The organism is Kitasatospora sp. NPDC001095, assembly GCF_053598615.1.
Genome location: NZ_JBSFKQ010000051.1, coordinates 33,978 through 55,474, shown reverse-complemented (window position 1 = coordinate 55,474; position 21,497 = coordinate 33,978). Strand labels below are relative to the sequence as shown.

Annotated in this window: 15 protein-coding genes and 1 pseudogene; 13 read left to right on the top strand and 3 right to left on the bottom strand. The window is 71.0% G+C overall.

Annotation, left to right across the window (positions count from 1 at the left end):
- Nucleotides 1-84, top strand: a pseudogene (locus ACWDBB_RS30130) (transposase); the annotation flags it as partial.
- A gap of 158 nt (nt 85-242) precedes the next feature.
- Here ACWDBB_RS30130 and ACWDBB_RS30125 read toward each other — a convergent pair.
- Together ACWDBB_RS30125 and ACWDBB_RS30120 are read right to left on the bottom strand one after the other, a co-directional pair.
- The gene (locus ACWDBB_RS30125; RefSeq protein ID WP_449792576.1) at nt 243-440 is read right to left on the bottom strand and encodes a DUF397 domain-containing protein; all 198 of its coding nucleotides are present in this window, start codon (nt 438-440) and stop codon (nt 243-245) included.
- Between the two features lie 13 nt (nt 441-453).
- A complete protein-coding gene (locus tag ACWDBB_RS30120) occupies nt 454-1,305 on the bottom strand; it encodes a helix-turn-helix domain-containing protein (RefSeq protein ID WP_449792575.1) in 852 nt (283 codons plus the stop codon).
- Nucleotides 1,306-1,487: 182 nt separating this feature from the next.
- Here ACWDBB_RS30120 and ACWDBB_RS30115 point away from each other — a divergent pair, with 182 nt between their 5' ends.
- From ACWDBB_RS30115 to ACWDBB_RS30095, 5 genes are all read left to right on the top strand, one after another.
- A complete protein-coding gene (locus ACWDBB_RS30115) occupies nt 1,488-1,814 on the top strand; it encodes a hypothetical protein (RefSeq protein WP_449792574.1) in 327 nt (108 codons plus the stop codon).
- Between the two features lie 48 nt (nt 1,815-1,862).
- Entirely contained in the window at nt 1,863-3,032 is a 1,170-nt protein-coding gene (locus tag ACWDBB_RS30110; RefSeq protein ID WP_449792573.1) for a hypothetical protein, read from the top strand.
- A gap of 88 nt (nt 3,033-3,120) precedes the next feature.
- Nucleotides 3,121-4,992 (top strand): DUF4357 domain-containing protein, encoded by a 1,872-nt coding sequence (locus ACWDBB_RS30105; protein WP_449792572.1) that lies wholly within the window; start codon nt 3,121-3,123, stop codon nt 4,990-4,992.
- Nucleotides 4,989-6,194 (top strand): McrC family protein, encoded by a 1,206-nt coding sequence (locus tag ACWDBB_RS30100; RefSeq protein WP_449792571.1) that lies wholly within the window; start codon nt 4,989-4,991, stop codon nt 6,192-6,194. The genes ACWDBB_RS30105 and ACWDBB_RS30100 overlap by 4 nt, the downstream gene beginning before the upstream one ends.
- A gap of 39 nt (nt 6,195-6,233) precedes the next feature.
- A complete protein-coding gene (locus ACWDBB_RS30095; RefSeq protein WP_449792570.1) occupies nt 6,234-8,369 on the top strand; it encodes a UvrD-helicase domain-containing protein in 2,136 nt (711 codons plus the stop codon).
- A gap of 8 nt (nt 8,370-8,377) precedes the next feature.
- On the opposite strand, the gene ACWDBB_RS30090 is transcribed toward ACWDBB_RS30095, so the two are convergent.
- Complete coding sequence (locus tag ACWDBB_RS30090) at nt 8,378-10,033, bottom strand: N-6 DNA methylase (RefSeq protein WP_449792569.1); 1,656 nt, start codon at nt 10,031-10,033, stop codon at nt 8,378-8,380.
- A gap of 180 nt (nt 10,034-10,213) precedes the next feature.
- Between ACWDBB_RS30090 and ACWDBB_RS30085 the strand changes: the two genes are divergently transcribed.
- The 7 genes from ACWDBB_RS30085 to ACWDBB_RS30055 all read left to right on the top strand — a co-directional run bounded on the left by ACWDBB_RS30085 (nt 10,214) and on the right by ACWDBB_RS30055 (nt 21,473).
- The gene (locus ACWDBB_RS30085) at nt 10,214-13,312 is read left to right on the top strand and encodes an AAA domain-containing protein (RefSeq protein WP_449792568.1); all 3,099 of its coding nucleotides are present in this window, start codon (nt 10,214-10,216) and stop codon (nt 13,310-13,312) included.
- A 1,062-nt stretch (nt 13,313-14,374) separates the two neighbouring features.
- Nucleotides 14,375-14,539: a hypothetical protein gene (locus ACWDBB_RS30080; protein WP_449792567.1), complete on the top strand. Its 165-nt coding sequence runs from the start codon at nt 14,375-14,377 to the stop codon at nt 14,537-14,539.
- Nucleotides 14,540-14,782: 243 nt separating this feature from the next.
- Nucleotides 14,783-15,034, top strand: coding sequence for a phosphopantetheine-binding protein (locus tag ACWDBB_RS30075; RefSeq protein WP_449792566.1), 252 nt, complete (start codon nt 14,783-14,785; stop codon nt 15,032-15,034).
- Nucleotides 15,028-18,303 carry a non-ribosomal peptide synthetase gene (locus tag ACWDBB_RS30070; protein WP_449792565.1) on the top strand — a complete coding sequence of 1,092 codons (3,276 nt, stop codon included), beginning with the start codon at nt 15,028-15,030 and terminating at the stop codon, nt 18,301-18,303. The genes ACWDBB_RS30075 and ACWDBB_RS30070 overlap by 7 nt, the downstream gene beginning before the upstream one ends.
- Nucleotides 18,300-19,028, top strand: a complete 729-nt coding sequence (locus tag ACWDBB_RS30065; RefSeq protein WP_449792564.1) for an alpha/beta fold hydrolase — start codon at nt 18,300-18,302, stop codon at nt 19,026-19,028. The genes ACWDBB_RS30070 and ACWDBB_RS30065 overlap by 4 nt, the downstream gene beginning before the upstream one ends.
- Nucleotides 19,025-19,798 (top strand): SDR family NAD(P)-dependent oxidoreductase, encoded by a 774-nt coding sequence (locus tag ACWDBB_RS30060; protein WP_449792563.1) that lies wholly within the window; start codon nt 19,025-19,027, stop codon nt 19,796-19,798. Before ACWDBB_RS30065 ends, ACWDBB_RS30060 begins: the two co-directional genes overlap by 4 nt.
- A 100-nt stretch (nt 19,799-19,898) precedes the next feature.
- Nucleotides 19,899-21,473, top strand: coding sequence for an AMP-binding protein (locus ACWDBB_RS30055; protein WP_449792562.1), 1,575 nt, complete (start codon nt 19,899-19,901; stop codon nt 21,471-21,473).
- The last annotated feature ends 24 nt before the right edge of the window (nt 21,474-21,497 follow it).

The window sequence follows — 21,497 nt, the reverse complement described above, 5'->3', positions numbered from 1 at the left end:
ATCCGCCGCTACATCATCTGGCGGAACAAGCACGCCGCCGATCAGCGGCTACGCGAAGTCGTCACCAGGGCGAACGTTGCCTGATGCGGCACTAGGAAGTCACGGACGGCCGGATGGGCGGTGTGCGGGAGCAGTTTCTCGCGCAGGCCCCGCAGCTGGGAGGCCGAGCGCGCGGAGTCGACCGACCCGAGGCAGATTGCCGCGTGCCGGCCGGCGGCAGGCTGATGCCCGGCCGGGGTGAACTACCTTGTCAGGTGGTCGAATTCTCCCGCCTTGACACCGAGCAGGAGGGTGCGAAGCCTGTCATGCGTGGTGGTGATGATGGTGTCGGGGTCGTCGCTCTCCCGGATGTTGACGGCGTTGTCGGGGGCTGCTGCAAGGTAGATGCAGTTGGCGGTGTCGCCGCTGAAGGAGGACTTCTGCCAGCGCTGAACGGCCATGGTTGCTCCCGTCTCAAATGCTTTGGGCGATACGGCGGATCAGGTCGCGGGACGCGTCGGGCTTGAGTGCACTGGCCTCCAGCCGATCCAACACGGCTCGATACTTGATCAGCTGCGGCTCGGTGTCAATGAACTCGAACCGGTCCCCATCGACCTGGACGCTGTCCAACCGCGCCACCTCGGCGGCGAAGTACACGATCCCGGCGCCGGAACTGGGGTAACTGCCGGTGCCGAACGGGATCACCCGCAGGTCAATGTGAGGGTGCTCGCTCGTGGTCAGCAGGTATTCCAGCTGACCACGAGCAACCTCCGGACCGCCGAAGCCCATGCGCAAGGCGGTCTCATGGACGATGGCTGACAGCGGGATCGGCTGCTCACGGTAGAGCACAGCCTGTCGCTTGATGCGATGAGAAACAAGGTGTTCCACCTCGGGTGGAGACAAGGCCGGGACCACATCCCGGAAGAGCGCGCGAGCGTGCTCAGGGGTCTGTAGAAGTCCAGGGATGTGAACCACTGAGGCGATCCGCATCGATTGCGCATGGTGCTCGACTTCCGCAAGGTCGAGCGCTCCGGCCGGAAGGATCTCGCGGTATTCCTCCCACCACCCCCGGGTGCGGCCGCCGGTCATGCGGGTCAGCGCGTCGATCAGGGCGTCGTCCGAGCAGCCGTAGAGGCGGGCGAGGGCTCGTACCCGGTCCGCACTCACCGGGTATCCCCCGGATTCGATGTTGCTGATGCGGGATTGCTGGGTGCCGTGGAGCTCCCCGGCTCGTGTGACCGACAGCCCTGCCTTCTCGCGCAACCGACGCAACTCTGTGCCGAGTCGCCGCTGCCGGATGCTCGGTGGGATCTTGCTGGGCGGCATTCGCTGTCTCCTTCCCCTCGCTCGCTGTGGCTGGCGACACTCACTCTTTGGAGTGGTAGTGCAATGGATTCCCCAAAGGTGATGGACTACATACTACCGACTGGCTACCTTTGATTGAGTGTCAGGACAGCAGCTACCTGTGGTGGCGCGGCGTCCAACTCCCCTTCGGATAGGAGATTTTCATGGCTGCTGCGCCCTCGCAAAACCCTCGCTCACTGTTCGACCAGGAGTTGTGCGGGCTCGTGCTCGACACCGCGCCCAGACTGTTCGCCGTTGTGCAGGTGTGCGGCGACGGGAGCGAGGACGCTGACGGGTGGGTCGTGGCCTGGGGAATCGCCGATTGTGACGGGCCGGCGCACGTGATCGGCGTTGACGGGCGGATGCGGATGACCCTCGCGTCGCCCGAACGGGCCCTGCGTCACTTCGCTGGGCGGTCGGGGATCACCGCGCGGCTGGTCTGGCTCGAGCAGCCGGGCGCAGCCGCGTTGGACCGGGCCGAAGCCGCCTGAGTTCGACTGTCGACGGTGTCGGTGCGTGTCGATAGCATCCAACTCGGCGTGCACGGTACTGACGACACAACAGGAAGTGGGGCCTCTGTGGGCTTCCCTACGAGCGACATGCTTGCGGCGGCCGGGAACTTCTTCATGCATCAGGCACTCGGCGAGAGGTTCCGTACGCGGCATCCCGATCTCGCCGACCGTCTGCAGACGCCGAACGAACCCGCGTTGTACCTGTCGGTGCCGCTGACCAGGGGACAGTCCGTAGCCCTCGCCCAGGTGCGTTTCGACAAGCCGTACGACCACACTCCGGTGTGGGCAGTCGTGGGGCCGGGCATCTCCAAGCCGCCTCGCATCTGGTGGGGCCTGACCGACACGGACGTCCTGGTGGATGCCCTCCACGCCAGGGCCGTCGCCGAGCTCGAACACGACGAAGAGCAGAGCCCTTGGCGGTGGGACGAGCCCGAGACAGGCGAGATCGTGGCGCTCGCGGACGAGCTGGCGGCCCGCGGAGCAGAGGTGCTCATGGCCGTGGCGCAGAACAGGTGTCGCGCGGTGAAGGTTGAGCGGGGAACGAAGGCCGAGTACTTCGGGAGTGACCGAGGGGACTTCCTGCTCGTTCAGGGGTTGGGATGTTTGATCAGGGTCTCCCACAAGCCGTTGTCCGGATGGATTGCCGATGTTCGGGCCGATGCAGGCAGGGCCTGGCAGCGGCTTGATTTGGGAGGCCTCCTCCTTGGCGAACCGTCCGTCGTCCCGGGGGTTGAGCGCGGTCGTGTGGACCGGGCGAAACTCGCGGGACTTGTCGTGGATCTGGCCCGCCTTCCCCGTGTCCCCACTGTGGAGGCCAGGCCAGAGCCTTCGACGCCGGTCGAGGAGGCCGTACATGAGCTGGCCAAGATGGGATTCGCGGACGTCGTACCGGATAGCGCCGGCACCCGACTCGAGTCGGAAACCTTCCGCATCGAGTGGTGGAAGCGGTCGAAGAGCTTGGGCCTCGGGGACATGCAGCGGTTGTTCGGCGTCGCGGCTATGGAGGGCCGACGGCTGATGGTCCTCTCGGAGAGCTCCGCCACCCGACCCGCGCTCGCCTTCGCGGACCAGGCGAAGGCGTTCGTCTTTGCGATCGATCCCGGCAGCCGCCGTCCCTACGCCTGCAACGACCTTGCCAGGGAGGTCGTCATCGACAAGGCGAGCTGGGCCCCGGCGCGCGGCCCGCTGGATCGCTGACCCGCTGCGAGGGGGTGGGGAGCTACTTGTCAGTGGCAGGCCCTATGGTGCGTACAGGATCTTCGAGGGTGAGGGGCGGGAGCGGGGCGTGGACGACAAGTTCCAGGAGTTCGAGTTGCGGTTGCCCGCCGGCGGGCCGGTCGCGCGCGGGCGGCTGCTGCCGGAGAAGGGCAGCAACGGCAGTCAGAAGTTCCTGGTGTACGCGGGGGCGCCGGCACGCGGCCAGGTCGTGCCGTCCTACTCGGAGCGCAGGGCGTCCTCCAGCCGCCTGCGGGCGCAACTGATCTCTGAGGGCACGTTGCGGCTGTCCGACCGCTGGCCCGGGCATCTCGAACTGGCCGAGGACGTGGAGTTCGGTTCGCCCTCCGCCGCCGCCGAAGTGCTGATGGGACGCTCGGCCAACGGCTGGACGCGGTGGCGGACGACGGACGACCGGCCGCTGTCGGAGTTCATGCCGGGCGTCTGGGCCGGGCCCAACCGTGCCTGGCTGGTCCGCGGTTCGAACGTTTCCGGCCTCGACCTCGTCCAGCGGCTCTGGCTGCCCGAGGGCCGGGTCACCCTCGCCGCGTCCCGGCTGCGGCAGGGCGTCGGGCAGGGTACGAGCAAGGAGCAGCTGAGCACGTTCGTCCGGGACGACTACGAGGCCACGGCGACGTACAGCCAGAAGCAGGACCTCGTCGAGGACCTGCACGCCTTCCTCTCCCGGATCAAGCCCGGCGACACGGTGTGCACCATCTCCGGCGGGCTGCTGTACGTCGGCGAGGTGACCGGGCCGGTGGAGCAGACGTCCTCGGAGGACGGGCGGTCCAACCTGCGCCGACCGGTGGAGTGGCAGAGCGAGGGGTTCCCCTACTCGGACCTGCCCGAGGAGCTTCAGCAGAAGGTCTCGGTGCAGCACGACGTCGTGGACCTCACGTCCGTGCAGGCCCTGATCAAGGGGCTCGGGCTGAGCGACCAGGAGCTGGAGGAGGAGGCCGAGGCCATAGAGCGTGACCCGAGCGTGGAGATCCTCATCGCCCGGCGCGAACTGGCCCTGCCCGAGCCCACCCCCGAACTCGCTGAAGACCTGCTCGTCCACGACGTGAAGTGGCTCCAGGAGGTCCGCGATCTCCTGTGGGACGAGCGCCAGTTGGTGCTCTACGGCCCGCCGGGCACTGGTAAGACGTACCTTGCGCAGAAGCTCGCGGAGTTCCTGGGCGGCGGCCCCGAGCAGGTCAAGCTGGTCCAGTTCCATCCCTCCTACGCCTACGAGGACTTCTTCGAGGGCTTCCGCCCCAAGGAGGACCCGGAGACCCGTGAGGTCGCCTTCCGTCTCACCGCCGGCCCGCTGCGCGAACTCGCCGACCTCGCCTCCCGCGAGGGCAACCGCCATGTGCCGCACTTCCTGATCATCGACGAGATCAACCGCGCCAACCTGGCGAAGGTCTTCGGTGAGCTGTACTTCCTCCTGGAGTACCGCAACAAGGCCGTCCGGCTCACCTACTCCGGCGACGACTTCGCCCTCCCGCCGAACCTGTTCATCATCGGCACCATGAACACCGCCGACCGCTCCATCGCCCTGGTCGACGCGGCGATGCGGCGCCGGTTCGCGTTCGTCGAACTGTCGCCGAGGACGGAGCCGACCAGCGGCCTGCTGCGGCGCTGGCTCGCGACGAACGAGCGTGACAGCGGACCGGCGGACCTGCTGGACGCGCTCAACGCCCGGATCGACGAACCGGACTTCCGGATCGGCCCCTCGTACCTGATGAAGCCGGGTGTGTACCGGGAGGGCGGCCTGGACCGCACCTGGCGGACCAAGATCCTCCCCCTGCTGGAGGAACACCACTACGGCGAAGGCGTCGACGTCGAGAAGCGGTACGGCTTGGAAGCGCTGCAAGCCGAAGTGGCCGCGAAGCGCTCCAGGTTCGTCATGCAGCCAGGCGACATCGTGTGGGACGACCAGTCCCAGGCCGAGTCGTGACCGTCGTCCACCTGACCGAGCACGCCCAGGCGGTGTCCGTTCCCCTCCCGGACGCCGCCGGCCGGGCCATCGCGGCCTCCCGCGTCCTCGACACCGCAGCCCCTGATCCGTACCGGATGGGACACTGGACACTGCGGGCCGGCAGCAAGGTCGGTGCCGTGAGCGTGGCCGTCCCGGGGGGTGATCCGGTCACCGTACGGATCACCCCCAAGGTGCCGATCACCCGTCTCTTCTTCCTCATCGGGTACAGCCTCGACCCGCACGGCTGGCGCGAGGGCCAGGTCGAGGTCGACGACCACCGCGAGGTGTTGCCGGCCCTCGCCCACGCCGTGGAACGCCAGGTGGACCGGGCGCTGCGCCAGGGCCTCCTCCAGGGCTACCGGACCGTCGAGGACACCGCCCTGGTGGTCCGCGGCCGGATCCGCGAGGCGGAGCAGATACGCCGCCGGTTCGGCGCCGCCCTGCCCGTGGAGGTCGCGTACGACGAGTTCACCACCGACATCGCGGAGAACCGCATCCTGCGTGCCGCCGTCGAACGCCTGCTCCGGCTGCCCGGCGTGCCCCAGGACGTACGCCGCCGCCTGCTGCACCAGCGGGTGCGCCTCGCCGAGGTCTCCCCGCTCGTGCGCGGCCAGGCGCTCCCGACCTGGCACGCGACCCGTCTCAACGCCCGCTACCAGCACGCGCTCCACCTGGCCGGCGTGCTCCTCGACGGTTCGTCACCCGAGCACACCAGTGGCGAACTGCGCATCGACGGCTTCCTGTTCAACATGAACAGGCTCTTCGAGGACTTCGCGACGGTCGCCCTGCGTGAGGCGTTCCGCGGGGCGGACCGCAGCTGCCGGCTCCAGGATCCGCACCACCTCGACGAGGCCGGCGAGATCCGGATGAAGCCCGACTTCGTCCTGTACGGCCCGGAGGGCACCCCGCAGGCCGTGGCCGACGCCAAGTACAAGGCGGAGAAGTCGGGCGGGTACCCCGACGGCGACCTCTACCAGATGCTGGCGTACTGCACGGCCCTCAGTCTGCGGGAGGGGCACCTCGTCTACGCCAAGGGCAATGCCCCGCACACCGCCCACCGGGTGCGGCACGCGGGCATCGTCATCCACCAACACGCGCTGGACCTCGATCGGGGACCGGCTGATCTGCTCGGTGAAATCCGTTCCCTCGCCCGGCGGATGGCCTCAGGGGCGACGGTATGATCACGACCGGAAAAGCCGCCTGGGGGTAGGGAGTAGCCGGTGCCGCAGCTCGCGTTCGCGCACAGCTTCTGGGAGAGCTACGACGTACTGGAGAAGCCGGTCAAAGCCGGTGTCCGGAAGGCGATGCAGAAGTTCCAGCAGCTCACGGTGCCCGAGCTGCACGCGGACAAGGGCCTGCACCTGGAGTCCGTCGACAAGGCGCGCGATCCGCGGATGCGGACGATCAGGATCAACGACTTCTGGCGTGGCGTCGTCCTCGCACCCGACGACGGCAGTGACGTCTTCCTGCTCATCAACGTCGTGCCGCACGACGACGCGTACAGCTGGGCGGCCAAGCGGCTCTACACCGTCAACACCGCCACCCGCGCCCTGGAAGTCCGCAACGTCGTCGCCATCGAGCAGCTGACCCCCGCCCTGGAGAAGGCGGCGACGACGGCACCGACGCTGCTGTTCGCGGAGCACTCCGACACGGTGCTGCGCGATCTCGGCATCGACGACCAGGTGCTGCGCGCCGTACGGACCGTGGTCGACCGGCCGCAGCTGGAGGCTTTCGGCACGCTCCTGCCGGAGGACCAGTTCGAGGTCCTGCAGTTCCTGGCGGAGGGCTTCAAGCCGCACGAGGTGTACCGGGACGTCGTGGTCGAACGGCGCCCCGCGAGCCCCGTGCCGGAGTCCGACCAGAGCCTGGCCGTGGCCATCGCGAACACCGCGAGCCGGATCACCCTGGTCACGAGCCCGGACGAGCTGGCCGACGTCCTGGAAAAGCCGTTCGCCGCCTGGCGGGTCTTCCTGCACCCCTCGCAGCGGCGGGTCGCCTACCGCGCCTCCTACCGCGGGCCCGTCCAGGTCACCGGTGGCCCCGGTACGGGCAAGACGGTCGTGGCCCTGCACCGGGTGAAGCACCTGCTGTCCCGGGCGCCCGACACCCGCGTCCTGCTCACCACCTACACCAACGCGCTGGCCGCGACCCTGCGGGAGAATCTGGCGCTGCTCCTCGACGGCGACGACGAGCAGCTCGCGCGGGTGGACGTGACCACCGTGAACGCCCTCGCGCACCGGGCGCTCGGCGAACTCGTGGGACGCGTGCCCGCGGTCATCACGGACTCCGAGGAGCGGCAGGTCTGGCAGCGGGTCCGCAAGCGCCTGGACCTCCCGTGGACCGAGCAGTTCCTGGCGCAGGAGTACCGGCACGTGGTCCTCGCCCACGACCTGCGCACGCTCGACGACTACCTCGCCTCCGACCGGCCGGGGCGCGGCAGGTCGCTGCTGACGGCGCGCCGCAGGGTGCTGTGGCCGGCGGTGGAGATGTTCGAGGCCGAGCTGAAGTCGCGAAGGGCGGTCACCCACCTCCAGGTGTGCGCGCAGGCGGCAAGGGCCCTCGCCGGGGCGGCGGCACGCTACGACCACGTCGTCGTCGACGAGGCCCAGGACCTCCACCCCGCACAGTGGCGGGTGCTGCGGGCGGCCGTCGCGTCGGGCCCGGACGACCTGTTCATCACCGGCGACCCGCACCAGCGGATCTACGACTCGCGGGTCTCGCTGAGCTCGTTGGGGATCCAGGTGAAGGGGCGCACCAGCCGGCTGCGCATCAACTACCGCAGCACGGAGGAGATCCTCGCCTGGTCGACCGGGATCATCGGGGCCGTCGCGGTGGAGGACCTGGGCGGCGACGGCGAGGACAGTCTCGCCGGATACCGTTCGCTGCTCCGCGGCCGCAGGCCCCATGTGGCGGGCCACGACTCCGAGCAGGCGGAGATCGCCGCGGCGGTGGAGCGGATCGAGGGATGGATCGCCCAGGGGATCCGTCCCGCGGACATCGGGGTCGCGAGTCGCTTCAACGTGCTGCTCGACAAGGCCCGCGACAGGCTGGTCGCCAGTGGGGTGCCCGTGGTGCGGGTCAAGGACAACCCGGCGCCGGACACGGACGGCGTGCGGCTGGCCACCATGCACGCCATGAAGGGACTCGAGTTCCGCGCGGTGGCCGTCCTCGGGGTGGGCGCGAGTGCCGTGCCGTTCGCGCGGGAGATCACCCCGGCCGAGGTCGACGAGTCGCAGCACGAGACGGACCTGCTGCGCGAACGGTGCCTGCTCTTCGTGGCGTGCACCCGCGCGCGGGAAGCACTTGCCGTCTCGTGGAGCGGGACTCCGAGCAGCTTCCTGCCCTCCTACGGGTAGCGGGAGGGTCAGGCTCCTCCGGCAGGGGGGTTCAGCGCGCCGTTGGTGAGGCCTTCACGGGCGAGCGCGGTCGCCTGCTCGCTGAGCTGCGTGAGCCGGCGGGTGCACGTCTCGACTTCCTGGAGCGCGCGGAAGGCCGCCCCGTAGCTGCGTTGGGCCTCGATGCCCATCTGGGGAATGCGGGCGCCCCGGGTGTCGGCGCGGAAGGTGCCGGTGCTGCTGGTGGAACGGCGCCTGTTGCCGGAGCTGACGAGGAATCCGTGCAGGTAGTCGGTGTCCAGGTGTTCGCTGACGGAGATCGGCTCGCCCTCGGCGTACTCGACGAGTCCGGCGCGGGCGAGGTCGGCGACGCTGACCGACGCGGTGTCCAGCGTGCCCGGCCCGCCTCCGGCGGCGAGATGGGGCAGCAGCGCGTCCAGGGTGCGGAGTTGTTCCCTCAGCTGGTCGCGGAGGGCTGTGTACTCGGCGAGGTAGTCCCGGTTGACGCTGCCGAGGTGGCTGCCCGGTGTGAGGTCGACGGTGTCGTCCAGGAGGTCGATGAGCGGGACGTCGACGATCTGGCCGGGCTCGGGGGAGAGGGGGCCGTCCGGCGCGTTCGCGGTGAGGTCCACCATGCGGACGGTCCGTACGGCGTGGCCGTCGGGTCGTACCAGGATCCACAGGTGGACCGGGAGGGAATGCCCCGCGGCGGTTCCTGCCGGAAGGGCGACGACCTGGGTGAGGATGCCCCGCCGGACGAGTTCCGCACGGATCCGGCGGCCCGCCTTCCGGTAGGCGACGGAGGCCGGCATCACCATGACGGCCTTGCCCCCGGGAGCCGTGTGGGCGTACGAGTGCTGGAGCCAGGCGAGCTCGCTCTCGGCACGTGAGGGTGTGCCGAGTTCCCACCGGGAGTCGAGGAGGAGGTCCTCACGGCCCCAGTCGGGCGAGGCCACCGGCGGATCGCAGACGACCAGGTCCGCCTTGAGATCCGGCCACTCGTCGTCGCGCAGTGAGTCCCCGGCCCGGACCTCCGTGCGGGTGTGGCCGCTGAGGCCGGCGCGGAGCCGGGCGAAGTCGGCCATCGCGGCGTCGATCTCCTGCCCGTACCGGGCCGGGCCGGTCGTCGGACCGACGGAGAGGAGCAGGGTGCCGATCCCGCAGGCCGGGTCCAGGACGGTCGCGGTGTCCGGGATCGGGCCCGCGAAGTGCCGCACCGCTCGCACGAGGCGCGGCGAGGACACCTGGTCGGAGCCCGTACGACGGGTGACATCGACGAAGCGTTCGATGAGAGCGTCCAGCAGTTCGGCTTCGGACGTGCTCCGCGCGGTGTCCAGCGCTTGCCGGGCGACCTCCGCTCCGAGGCGGGGTGCGGGCGTACCGTCCGTGAGCAGTCGGGCGATGGCGGTCAGGCCTTGGACGATGTCGTCCCCGAACTCACTGCGCAGGGACTGCCACAGCCGCACTTCGTCGGAGACCTCGTGTCCCTTGCGCTGTTTGGCGAGCCAGGCGTTCACGTCGGCGAGGTTGAAGAGGGGACTGGTCGGCCCGCCCCCGGCAGGTGCCGGAAAGTCCTCGTGGCGGCGCCGCCAGTTGGAAACCGCGGCTCGGGTCACTCCGGCCAGCCGGGCGATCTCGGCGCCGGTGATCAGCGGATCAGGGGCCTGGCGCGTGTCGTCCTTCATCCGGCCACTGTACACGCGCAGTGGGTTTCCAGGGGTGTGCCATCTGTGTTGGCGACGTACACAGGCCAGTACTCTCTGTACGGTTGACGCACATGACCGCAGCGCTTCAAGGGGCTTGGTGGAATCCCGCCCCACTGTCGGTCGCGCTCCGTACAGTGGTCCGAACACTATGCGCATGCCATGGGGGGCACATCTATGACGCAGGCCGAGCAGCCCTACCCGGTTCCCGAACTCCTGGCCGCCGTGCGGGCGGAGATCAGGGCGGAACGTCGCGATGACGCCAAGGACGCGGAGAAGGCGGCACTGTCCGGCGGGCGGCAGGTTTCCGTAGCGGAGGGGCGGTACGAATACCTCTTCGGCTGCCGCCGGTGGCCGGCGTCCTTCGACGGCAGCTCCGTCCTGGTGCGCCCCTCCCAGGCGCGCGGCGCCTGGATCCCCGGCGAGGCGTCCCCGATGCCGGACGGCAAGGTCAGGCTCGTGCTGGCCGAGGGCCTGCCGGCGGGGGCGCGCAACGTGCAGGCGCGGAAGGACGATTCGGCTGGCCTGCTGGTGCTCGCGGAACGACTGGAGGCGGCGGGTTCGGACGACGGCGGCATCCGGATCGAGAGCGCCGGGTGGATCGTCGGACGTGGGGCACCGGCGGTGGGCCGGGTGCCGGACCCCGAGCGGTGGGTGGCCGACTGGCACGGGCTGAAGCTCAACCCGCGCCAGCGGGCCGCCGTGGCCCAGGCCTTGGCGAGCGAGGCGCTGTTCCTCTGGGGGCCGCCGGGAACGGGGAAGACCGACGTCGTCGGCCACATAGTGGAGGGCAACGTCCGCCAGGGGCACAACGTCCTGTTCCTGGCGCCGACCAAGGTCGCCGTCGACCAGGCCCTGGAGCGGATCTGTGATCTCCTGCAGGCCGAGCCGGGTTTCGCCGAGGGCCTCGTCCAGCGCGCCGGGGAGATCGAACTGCCGTCGCTGTGCGAGCGGTACGGAGACTTCGTCGACCCCGCCCGGATCGCCGGTCGGGTCTCGGCGCAGCTTGACGAGGCGGTACGGGTGGCGCGGGAGGCTCTGCAGCGGGCCCGTGCCGGCATCGCCCTGTACGACGAAGCCCGGGAGCTGGAGCAGCGACTCGCCGAGGACCGGAAGGCCCACCGTGGCGCCCTCGACTCGGCCGGGGCGGCTGAACGGGACGCCCTGCGCGCGGACGCCGAGGTGGCCCGACTTCGGCTGGCCATCAGTGAGGTGGGCGAACCCAAGGGCTTCTTCGCCGGACGGAAGGAGAAGCAGCTCGCGGCACTGCGGGAGGATCTCGCCCGGGCCACCGAGGCCGCCTTCACCGCCCAGTACGTCGGCGCGGCTGCCCGGAAGCAGGCGGAGGAACTGGCGGCCCGGATCAGCGCGATCAGTGGAAGCCTGGAGGGCGTCCGGCCCCGACTCGTCGGTCTTCCGGCGCACGCGACGCTCGTCCACGAGGCGGGCAGCTCGCAGGAGCGCGTCCAGGAGCTCGAGCGGCAGCTCGCCCGCATCCAGCAGACCGTACGGTCCCGGTGCCGGGTCATGGGGACGACGGTCGCCAAGGCGGTCCAGTCGCGCAAGCTGCTCGACCGGGTGGACGTCGTGGTGGTGGACGAAGCGGGCATGGTGAACCTGCCCTCGGCATGGCTGGCAGCGGGCTTGGCGGGCAAGCGGATCGTCGTGGCGGGCGACTTCCGGCAGTTGCCCGCCGTCACCAAGGGGGACGGCGACCGTAAGGCCACGGAGGACGAGCGTGCGCACGCACGGCACTGGGGCGCCCGGGACGCCTTCCACGCGGCCGGCCTGGTCAGCGAACGGGGCTCGGTTCGCCAGGACCCGCGCCTGGTGGCGTTGGACACCCAGTACCGCATGCGCGAACCGATCTGCCGACTCGTCAATGCCGTGGCCTACCCCGACGCGCCCCTCGCCACCGGTCGCGCCGAGGGCAGCCGGATCCCGTCCAACCCGCTGGTCGACGTCCCCGTGATCCTCATCGACACCTCCAAGCAGCGCATGCCGGGGCCGGATTACCGGGCCAACACCGTGAACGAGGCCGTCGTCCACGAGCTGATCCGCGGCCTCCAGTACGAGGGGGTGCTCCCCGGCCGCAAGTGGGGGAGCGCCGAGGTCGGTGCGGGGGAGCGGGCGACCGACCGGCTTGCGGTCATCGCGCCCTACCGCGCGCAGGTCAAGGCGCTGAAGGGAAGCCTGAAGTACCGATTCGGCGAGGACTACGAGGGCCTGGTCGACACCATCCACCGGTTCCAGGGGAGTCAGCGCCCGATCGTCGTCTTCGACACCGCCGTGGGTGCCGGAAAGGACCCGGGGATCTTCTACGCCGGGACCGGTCTCTCCTCCCAGACCTGTCGCCTGCTGAACGTCGCGCTCAGCCGGGCCCAGGACCACCTCATCGTCGTCGCCGACGTCGAGCACCTGCGGAGGCACCTCAGCGTCCACAGCGAAGCCCGGGTCATGCTCGACCACCTGGAGAGCCACGCCCAGGTGATCTCGGCCGACCAGCTGATCCCGACGCGTGACGCGGCGCAGCTCTCGGCCCTGTCCGAGGAAGAACTGGCGCGGCCGGCCTTCTTCCCGGCCGACGAGGTGCAGAAGGCCGTGGAGTGGGACATCGCCCGGGCCCGTACCAGCATCGAGGTCTACTGCGCCTTCCTCGACCCGCAGCCGGTGCGCCGGTGGTCGGCACTGCTCGGTGCCCGAGCCGCTGAGGGTGTGCGGGTCGTCGTCCACACCCGCTCGCCCGAGGAGCAACGGGAAGCGGCCGGAGCAGCCCGCCATCAGAAGCAGATCGACGTCCTCGAGGAGGCCGGGTGCCAGGTGGACTTCCGTGAGCGGATGCACGAGAAGGTCCTCATCCTCGACAGCACCGTACTCTGGCACGGCTCGCTCAACCTGCTCGCGGGCAGCGGGCCGACCGATCTGATGATGCGCTTCACCGACCCCGCGTCCTGCGAACGCGTCAGCCGGGTGATGGACCGGGCCCGCAAGGAGCGGGCTGCGTGGAACCCGCGGGCTGCCGGAGGAAGCACCAACAGCGCGGGGCTGGCTTCGTCCGAGTCCACTCAGCCCGGTGCGACCGGTACGGCGAGGATCAGGCCCGGGGACACCGTCAACGGACGGCTCTACCTCATGGTCCCTTTCGGGGAGAAGGACGAGGCCAAATCGCTCCTCAAGGCCCAATGGGATGGGCTGAACAAGCTCTGGCACGTCGACGCCACGCGGGTCACCCGGGAGGAGGCAGCCCGCTGGCTGCCGTGAGGACAAGACGTGAGCAACTGGGCGTTCTCATCCTGCCGGGGCGACTTGTGGCACCTCAATGTGAGCTGGCCCAATTTCAGGTGGGCATCGCTGCATTGTGGACAGGAAGTCGTCGAGCAGACGCGGGGAGGGGACGGGACTGGACCGGGTGAACCTGCGGGCCGCGTTCATGAGCGGGCTGTCGTCCACCGTCACGGCGCAACAGATCTTCACCGACCGGGGCGACGAGGTCGCCGCCTTCAGCCGGTCGGTTGAGGGGCCGAGTCGCACCCTGGACGAGGCCGATGTCTCACCGGTCGTGGACCGAGCGCAGGGGCGCCGCAACGTCCTGACGCTCTACGGGGTCGGCGGCATAGGGAAGACGACGCTCTCCCGCAGCGTCGGCCCCGGCGAGCAGATCGCGGAGACCGTCCGGGAGGCCGACCCGGCGGGTCTCGGCGGGCTGACCGTGCTGGCACCGCGCGCGGCCCTGGCTACCTATCGCGCCGTCCGCGACCGGCTGCGTGTTCCTCGCCCACCTTCGAGGTGTTCAACGATGGCGCCGACTGGACGGTGGAGCGACTGGTCCAGCTTTGCCCGGCCCCGAGTGCTGGCCGAACCTGCACTTCAGCAAGGACACGGTCGAACTCCGCCAGCATCTCGTCGGGTACCTCTCGGATTCCGACGCAGACAGCTACCTCAGCGAGGCACTCACGACCTCACCGAACTCACGTCCGCCCGGCAGATGGACGGCGGTGCAAGTGCGTGGTGCACTGTGGACTTCCGGTCCCATAGCGAGGTGGGAACAGCCCGGCTGCGCAGTAGCTGGCTGACCGGTTCCAGCAGCAAGGAGAGCAGCTTGGTATTCGGTATCGCCCGCTCTACGCCAGCCTGCTCTCCGGTCGGCCGGACCCGGTGATCGGCTTCCACGCTGCGGCGACGATCACCGCAATCCATCGCGCGGTGCCGGGAGTATGGCGGCGGTCGGCTGCGGTCGGTCTCCTCCCGTCCGATGCTGACGATTTGCTGACCGCGGATGGCCCACCGTGCCACTGGCCTGGGAAGAACCGTGGATCGAGTGACATGTGGTGGAACGTCATCGGCCGCACCACCGAGGACATCGCCCGGGCCCGCGCCGACTGGATGGCCGGCGAGCGCTTCGGCGAGGTCCACGGCTGCGCCGGCGACCGGCTGCCCGCCCCGGAGCTGCCTGACGTGCCGCTGAAGGCCCGGGGGCGCGAGCGCTGACCCGGGGGTTCGGCCCGGCGGGGGTGCGGTGAGCGGATCCACCGCGGTCTCCGTCCCCGCCCCGGGTGCTCACAGGGCAGGCGCATCGACAGCACATCGAGCGAACAACTCGGCTCGGAATGATGGCCGTGCAGGCGGCGCGAGCGCCCGGCGGAGCCTCTTCGCGGGCCGCACACACCGCTGCCTGCTGCACGAGCGGACCCGCGCTCGGCGTACGAGCCATCGGCATGAGGTGGAGACAACGTGCTGACCACACCGCCAGACCTTGATTCGACGATCGCGCGATATGCCACGGCAGACTTCGACGACTCCACGCTGATCCAGGAGGCCGGCCTCGAGTCGCTGTCGCTCCTGCGCCTCGCCGTCGAGGTCGCCGACGAGGACGTGGAGATCGACGCCGCGGGCCTGGTCGAGGTACGGACCGTCGGGGACCTCAAGGTCTGGCTCACCGGCCTGCTCCCGGCCGGCGCGGACGAGCCCGGTGCCGCATGCTGAAGGACGACTCGGCCGTCGGCACGGCGGGCCCCGCCCTGCTCCCCATCACGGACCCCCAGAAGGGGCTGCTCGTCGTCGACAGCCGGGTGTCGGCCCGCGAGATCTACAACCAGACCATGCTGTTCGACCTCGACCCGGGGGTCTCGGACGACGCCGTCGGCGACGCCCTCACCGTCCTGGTCACGGTCCAGCCGGCGCTGCGTCAGGTCTTCGGTCACCTGCCGCGGATGCACGCCAGGTTCACCCCGCCGCCGGAGCCGGGGCAGGTGCCGTGCGAGCGGGTGGAGGTGGCGCCGGGCGGGTACGCCGAAGCCGTCGAGGCCCTGGCGGAGCGGCTCGGACGGCGTCCGTTCGACCTCGCGGCGGGGCCGGCCTACCGGTTCGGGCTCGTGCGCGCCACCGACGGCTCCGCGGCCGTCCTCGTGATGTGCGGCCACCACCTCATCGGGGACGGCGTCTCGGCGGAGCCGCTCGTCCGTGACCTGGAGTCCGCGCTGACCTCGAAGCCCACCGCCGAGGCAGTCGAAGTGCTGCGGGTGGCACGCGAGTCCGCCTTCGTCCGGGAGCTCGAGGCGCAGAACCGGGCCTCCGGCTCGCCGGAGACGGCCGAGCAGGCCGAGGTCTGGGCCGAGCGGCTGCGTGACGTCCCGCCGCTGGTGCTGAATCCCCGGCCGGGGCGGCCGGAGGAGACGGACTTCACCGGTGGGCGCCTCTCCTGGCTGCTCGGCGAGCAGGAGACGGCCGCCTTCCAGGAGGCCTGCAAGCGGCTCTCCGTCACGCCGTTCGTCCTGCTCAGCGCCGTGTACGGGGCCGTCCTCGCCCGGCACGGCGGTGTGTCCACCGTCCTGATCGGCAGCCCGCTGTCGGCCCGGCGCACCGTCCGCGCGTACGACCTCTGCGGCTTCTTCGTCAACACCCTGCCCGTCACGGTCGACGTGGACTGGTCGCGCACGGTGGACGAGCACGTCGCCGGGACCGTCCGGGAAGCCGTCGACTACTGCCGCGCCAGGGTCGCCGTCACGCTCAACCAGCTCGTGGCGAACGTCGGGCAGGACCGCACCAGCAACCGCAACCCCCTGTTCTCCTGCATGCTCGCGATGCAGGACACCTTCGAAGGCACCGCGGACGGCGCCGTCCTCGGGGTGCGGGAACCGGGCAACGGAACGGCGAAGTTCGACCTGTGGCTCGGCGCCACGAAGGTGGACGGCCGATGGCTGCTGGAGCTCGAGTACGACCTGCAGCTGATATCGGAGCCGGTCGCGGAGGCGCTGCTCGCGTCGCTGCGCACGGCACTGCGACGCGCCCTCGAGGACGGCACCCGCTCGCTGGCCGAGCTCTTCGTCGACAGTGAACTGCCGTACCCGGCCGTCGAGTCGGCGGGCGCTGGCGGTCCGGCGCCGGCCCGCGGTCTCACCGAGTGGATCGAGCGGGCCGCCCGGCGCACGCCCGACGCGATCGCCGTCGAGGAGCCCGGGCGCGAGCTGACGTACGGCGGACTCCTGGCCGCCGCCGAGCGGGCCGCGGACGGACTGGCCCGGCACGGCGTCACGCCGGGGCAGGTCGTCGGCCTGTCCCTGGGCGGGCTGTGCGACGCCACGACCGCGATCCTCGCCGTCCTGCGCTGCGGTGCCACCTATCTGCCGCTGGACCCGAGCCTGCCGGCCGAGCGCCTCGCCCACATGGTGGACCGGGCGGGCTGCCGCCTGGTCGTCGGCCACGGCCTGGACCTCCCCGGGACGCGCACCACCGGCCTGGCCGAACTCTCCGTCCCCGGGGACGGGCCCCGCGCCTCGGGCGGCTCCGCGGACTCGGCGGTGTACCTGATGTTCACCTCGGGATCCAGCGGCACCCCCAAGGGGGTGGTGATGGGCCACCGGCCGCTGCTGAACCTGGCGGCGTGGCAGATCTCCGCCATGGAGCACGGCGCGACGACGCGCTTCCTCCAGTACGCGCCGCTCGGCTTCGACGTCTCCTTCCAGGAGATCGTTCCGACGCTCGCCTCGGGCGGCACCGTCGTCTCCCGCGAGCCCGCCGACCGGCGGGACTTCCCGGCGCTGGTCCGCCGCGTCGAGGAGACCCGGGTCAGCCACGTCTTCCTGCCGGTGGCGGCCCTGCGCCCGTTCGTCCAGGCCGCGCAGCGTGCCTCGGCCCGCTTCCCCGACCTGCGGCGCGTCTGCGTCTCCGGTGAGCAGCTGCTCGTCGACGACGAGATCCGCCGGTTCTTCGCCGCCCACCCGGCGTGTGTCCTCGTCAACCTCTACGGCCCGACCGAGACGAACGCCGCCACGGTGCACGAGCTGCGGGGCGACGACCCTGACTGGCCCGCCCACGCACCGATCGGCCGCCCCCTGCCCGGTGTGGTGGCGTACGTGGTCGACGTGACGGGCCACCTCGCACCCGTAGGCGTGCCGGGCGAACTCCACCTCGGGGGCGTCAGCCCCGCGGACGGCTACCTCGACGCGGAGCGGACCGCGGCGAGCTTCCTGCCCGACCGGTTCTCCGCCGACGGCACCGCGCGCATGTACCGCACCGGTGACCAGGTGGTGCGCGACGCCGACGGGACGATGGTCTTCCTCGGCCGGCAGGACAGCCAGACGAAGATCCGCGGGTACCGGGTGGAACTCGGCGAGATCGAGGCGGTCGCCAACGCCGCGCCCGGTGTCCGGCAGTCCGTCGCCGTGGCGCGCGGGCTCGGAGCCGACCGCGAACTGGTCCTCTTCCTCCTCGCGGAGCCCGGCGCCGACCCCGACCACGCGGAGGTCCAGGCCCGGATCACCACGGCGCTGCCGTCGTACATGGCGCCGTCCTGGATCCTCGACACGGACCGGATCCCGACCTCGCGCACCGGCAAGACCGACCGGGACGCCCTGGTCACCCTGGCGGAGCGGCTGATCGCCGAGCGGAGGACGAGCGCGGCCACGACCACGGTCGCCTACGCCTCCGAGCTGGAGCGCGGGCTGGCCGCCATCTGGTCGTCGATCCTGGACACCGACGGCATCGCCCGCGACCGGTCCCTGATCGACTACGGCGCCCACTCCCTGAACATCTTCGCGGCCTTCGCCGAGATCGAGGAGGAGTACGGCACGGCCGTCCCGGTGCCCGAGTTCTTCCGCTCGCCCACCATCGCGACGCTCGCCGAACTCGTCCGCGCGGGCCTGGCCGAGGACGCGCGGGACGGCCTGGAGGCCGAGGACGCGCGGGACGCCCCGGAGGACGAGGACGCGCAGGACGGCCGAGAGGACGGCGACGCGGACGGGGCCCGGGCATGACCGCCGCGGCGGCGCCCGGCCGGCTCGTCAGGATGGCCCGGGGCAAGGACCGCCCCGGCTGCCTGATCCTGCCCGGAGCCGGCGGCGGCCTCACCCCGTACCTGCACCTGGCCTCGCTGCTCGGCGGGTCCCGTGCCGTGGACTTCGTTCGGCCCCTGGGGCTCATGCCGGACGAGGAGCCGGAGACCTCGGTCGCGCAGATGGCCGCGTCGGTCCTCGACATCGTCGGGGCGGCGGCCGCGGCGCCGCGGTTGGTGGTCGGCTGGTCGCTCGGCGGCGTCGTGGCGTGGGAGCTCTGCGTCAGGCTCGCCGAGGCCGGACACCGGCCCGATCTCGTGGTCATCGACAGTTCTCCACTGCCCCGGGTGCCCGGCCCGGGCGAGGACGAGGAGATCGCGGACAGGATGGTGGCCGACCTCGGCCCGAAGGCGGATCCGCGGACCGTCGACCGGGTGCTGCGCACCCTCGCGGCGCAGGCCGCCGCCCTCGCCGACTACCGGGCCGAGTCGCCCTACCCGGGCCGGGTGCTGCTCCTCGTGTGCTCCCCGTACGACGAGGACGGCCGGGAGGACGCCGTACGGCGCTGGCGGGAGCTCGCACCGCACCTGGACGTCGTCCGCCTCGACGCCGGCCACTACGAGGTCCTCGAGCCCGCGCACCTCCCCCAGTTGGCCACGGCCATTCACACGTTCCACAACCAGGACGAGAACCAGGACGAGCGATGACAGAGGAAACAGCGACGACCGCGACGGCCCGGCCCCCGGTGGCCGTCGTCAGCGGCGGCACCCGCGGCATCGGGCTCGCGTTCAGCCGCCGGCTGGTGAAGCTGGGCTTCCGGGTGAGCGCGCTGTACCGGTCCGACGAGGAAGGCGCGCGCGCGGCGCAGCGGGAGCTGGGCCCCCGGCTGGACACCGTGCGGGTGGACCTGTCCGACGGGACCGCGGTGGCCGCGGCCGCCGAGGCGGTGCTGGCGCGGTACGGGCCGCCGACGGTCCTGGTGAACAACGCCGGGATGAACATCGACCGCCCGTTCCTGGAGATGAGCCACGACGACTGGCGGCGGGTCATCGACACCAACCTCTCCGGCGTCTTCTACCTGACCCGCGCGCTCGCCCCGGCGATGGTCGCCTCGGGCGCCGACGCGACGATCGTCAACGTCGGTGCCACCACGGGCATCCGCCCCCGCCTCAACGGCGCCAACTACTGCGCGAGCAAGGCGGGCCTGCTGCACCTGACCAAGTGCCTCGCGCTGGAACTGGCACCCCGCGTCCGGGTCAACTGCCTGATTCCCGGCAACACCGAGACCGACGAACTGGTCGAACGGTTCAACCTGAACGATCCGGACTCCCGGCGCCGGATGCTCGCCGAGATCCCGCAGCGGCGGATCGCCGACCCGGACGAGATCGCGGACGCCCTGGAGTTCCTCGTCGGCCCGAACAGCGCCTACATGACGGGACAGAAGCTCGTCGTGGACGGCGGACAGTTCATGTGGTGACGGGCCCGGCGGCACGTTCGGAGGCGGGCGGCAGACCGCTCCGTCGCCCTCCCGGTCCACGCGACCTCCCGACCAGCGACTCCTCCGAAAGGGAAGCACCATGACGACCCGTTCCCTCTACGACTGGTTCCGCGCCTCGGCCGAGGCGAATCCGGACGCCTCGGCCCTCGAGGTGCTCGACGTCACCCTCAGCTACGCCGAACTGCGGGCCGCCGCCGAGTGGATGTCGGCCCGGATGGTCGAGGCGGCGGGCGGCCGGCCCGGCCGGGTGGGCCTGCTCACCTCGCGCACCGCGGTCAGCTACGTCGCCTACCTGGCGGCGCAGCGGCTCGGTGCGACCGTCGTGCCGCTGAACCCCGCCGCACCGGCGTCGCGCAACCTGGACATCACCGAGGAGGGCGGGCTCAGCCTCACGGTGTTCGACGACAACGCGGGCGACGGCGCGGCCGAGTACCGGCGCGACTGCGCAGTGGCGCTGCTCGACATGACGGGCGACAAGTGGCGCCCCCTGCTCGCCCCCGAGCCCTCGGACGACATCCCGGACCAGGGCCACCCGGCGGAGACCGACACCGCGTACATCATCTTCACCAGCGGGACCACCGGCCGGCCCAAGGGCGTGCCCATCCGGTACGCCAGCATCAACGCGTTCCTCACGGACACCATCGCGCGCTACGAACTCGGCCCCGGCTGCCGGGTCTCGCAGTCCTTCGAGATGTCCTTCGACGGATCGGTGTCCGAGATCTTCGCCACCTGGGGCTCGGGAGCGACCCTCTGCGTGGCGCAGCACGGTGACGTGTTCACCCCGGTGCGGTTCATCAACGCCAAGCGGATCACCCACTGGATGTCGGTGCCGTCCGTCATCTCCTTCGCCAAGCGCCTGCGCGCGCTCGCCCCCGGGAGCATGCCGACGCTGCGCCGGGCCATGTTCGGCGGGGAACGGCTCGCCTTCGACCAGGCCGAGGCCTGGTCCGCCGCGGCGCCGAACGCGGTCATCAGCAACTGCTACGGCCCGACCGAGACCACGATCGTCATCACCGGGTACGCGGTGCCGCGGGATCGGGCCGACTGGCCGGAGACCACCGGCCGGTCCCTCCCGATCGGGATCCCGAACCCGCACATGGACTGGCTCCTGCTGGACGAGGACCTCCGGCCCACCGACGACGGCGAGCTGTGCGTACGGGGGCCCCAGCGCTTCCCCGGCTACCTGGACCCGGACGACAACGTCGGGCGCTTCGTCCGCATGGAGCCGGGCCCGGACGGCGGCCCGCGGCGCGGCCGCCTCCACGACGGACGGGAGCCGCTCACGCCGGAGCACTACTACCGCACCGGCGACCGGTGCCGGCTCGAGCACGGCGAACTGTTCCACCTCGGGCGGATCGACGGACAGGTCAAGATCCGCGGCAACCGGATCGAACTCGGCGAGATCGAGACGGCGCTGCGCTGCCACCTGTCGATCGACGAGGCCATCGTCCTCGTCGTGCCCGCCGCGGACGGCGAGAACGAGCTGCGCACCGTGTACACGGGCAAGGAGGTCCCGGCGGAGGAGTTCGCCGACCTGGTCTCCGCCCTGCCCCGCTACATGCGCCCGCGGAGCTACCACCACCGGGACTCGCTCCCGCTGACCACCGTCGGGAAGGTGGACCGCAAGCGGCTCACCGAAGAGTTGGCGCACTGACGTGCGTCCGGTGCCCGACCCGAC

Bases quoted from the DNA above. Each gene is read 5' to 3' on its own strand.
- ACWDBB_RS30065 (WP_449792564.1), top strand. From the start codon at position 18,300: ATGACCGCCGCGGCGGCGCCCGGCCGGCTCGTCAGGATGGCCCGGGGC.
- ACWDBB_RS30125 (WP_449792576.1), bottom strand. From the start codon at position 440: ATGGCCGTTCAGCGCTGGCAGAAGTCCTCCTTCAGCGGCGACACCGCC.
- ACWDBB_RS30080 (WP_449792567.1), top strand. From the start codon at position 14,375: ATGTGGTGGAACGTCATCGGCCGCACCACCGAGGACATCGCCCGGGCC.
- ACWDBB_RS30120 (WP_449792575.1), bottom strand. From the start codon at position 1,305: ATGCCGCCCAGCAAGATCCCACCGAGCATCCGGCAGCGGCGACTCGGC.
- ACWDBB_RS30090 (WP_449792569.1), bottom strand. From the start codon at position 10,033: ATGAAGGACGACACGCGCCAGGCCCCTGATCCGCTGATCACCGGCGCC.
- ACWDBB_RS30070 (WP_449792565.1), top strand. From the start codon at position 15,028: ATGCTGAAGGACGACTCGGCCGTCGGCACGGCGGGCCCCGCCCTGCTC.
- ACWDBB_RS30060 (WP_449792563.1), top strand. From the start codon at position 19,025: ATGACAGAGGAAACAGCGACGACCGCGACGGCCCGGCCCCCGGTGGCC.
- ACWDBB_RS30085 (WP_449792568.1), top strand. From the start codon at position 10,214: ATGGGGGGCACATCTATGACGCAGGCCGAGCAGCCCTACCCGGTTCCC.
- ACWDBB_RS30115 (WP_449792574.1), top strand. From the start codon at position 1,488: ATGGCTGCTGCGCCCTCGCAAAACCCTCGCTCACTGTTCGACCAGGAG.
- ACWDBB_RS30055 (WP_449792562.1), top strand. From the start codon at position 19,899: ATGACGACCCGTTCCCTCTACGACTGGTTCCGCGCCTCGGCCGAGGCG.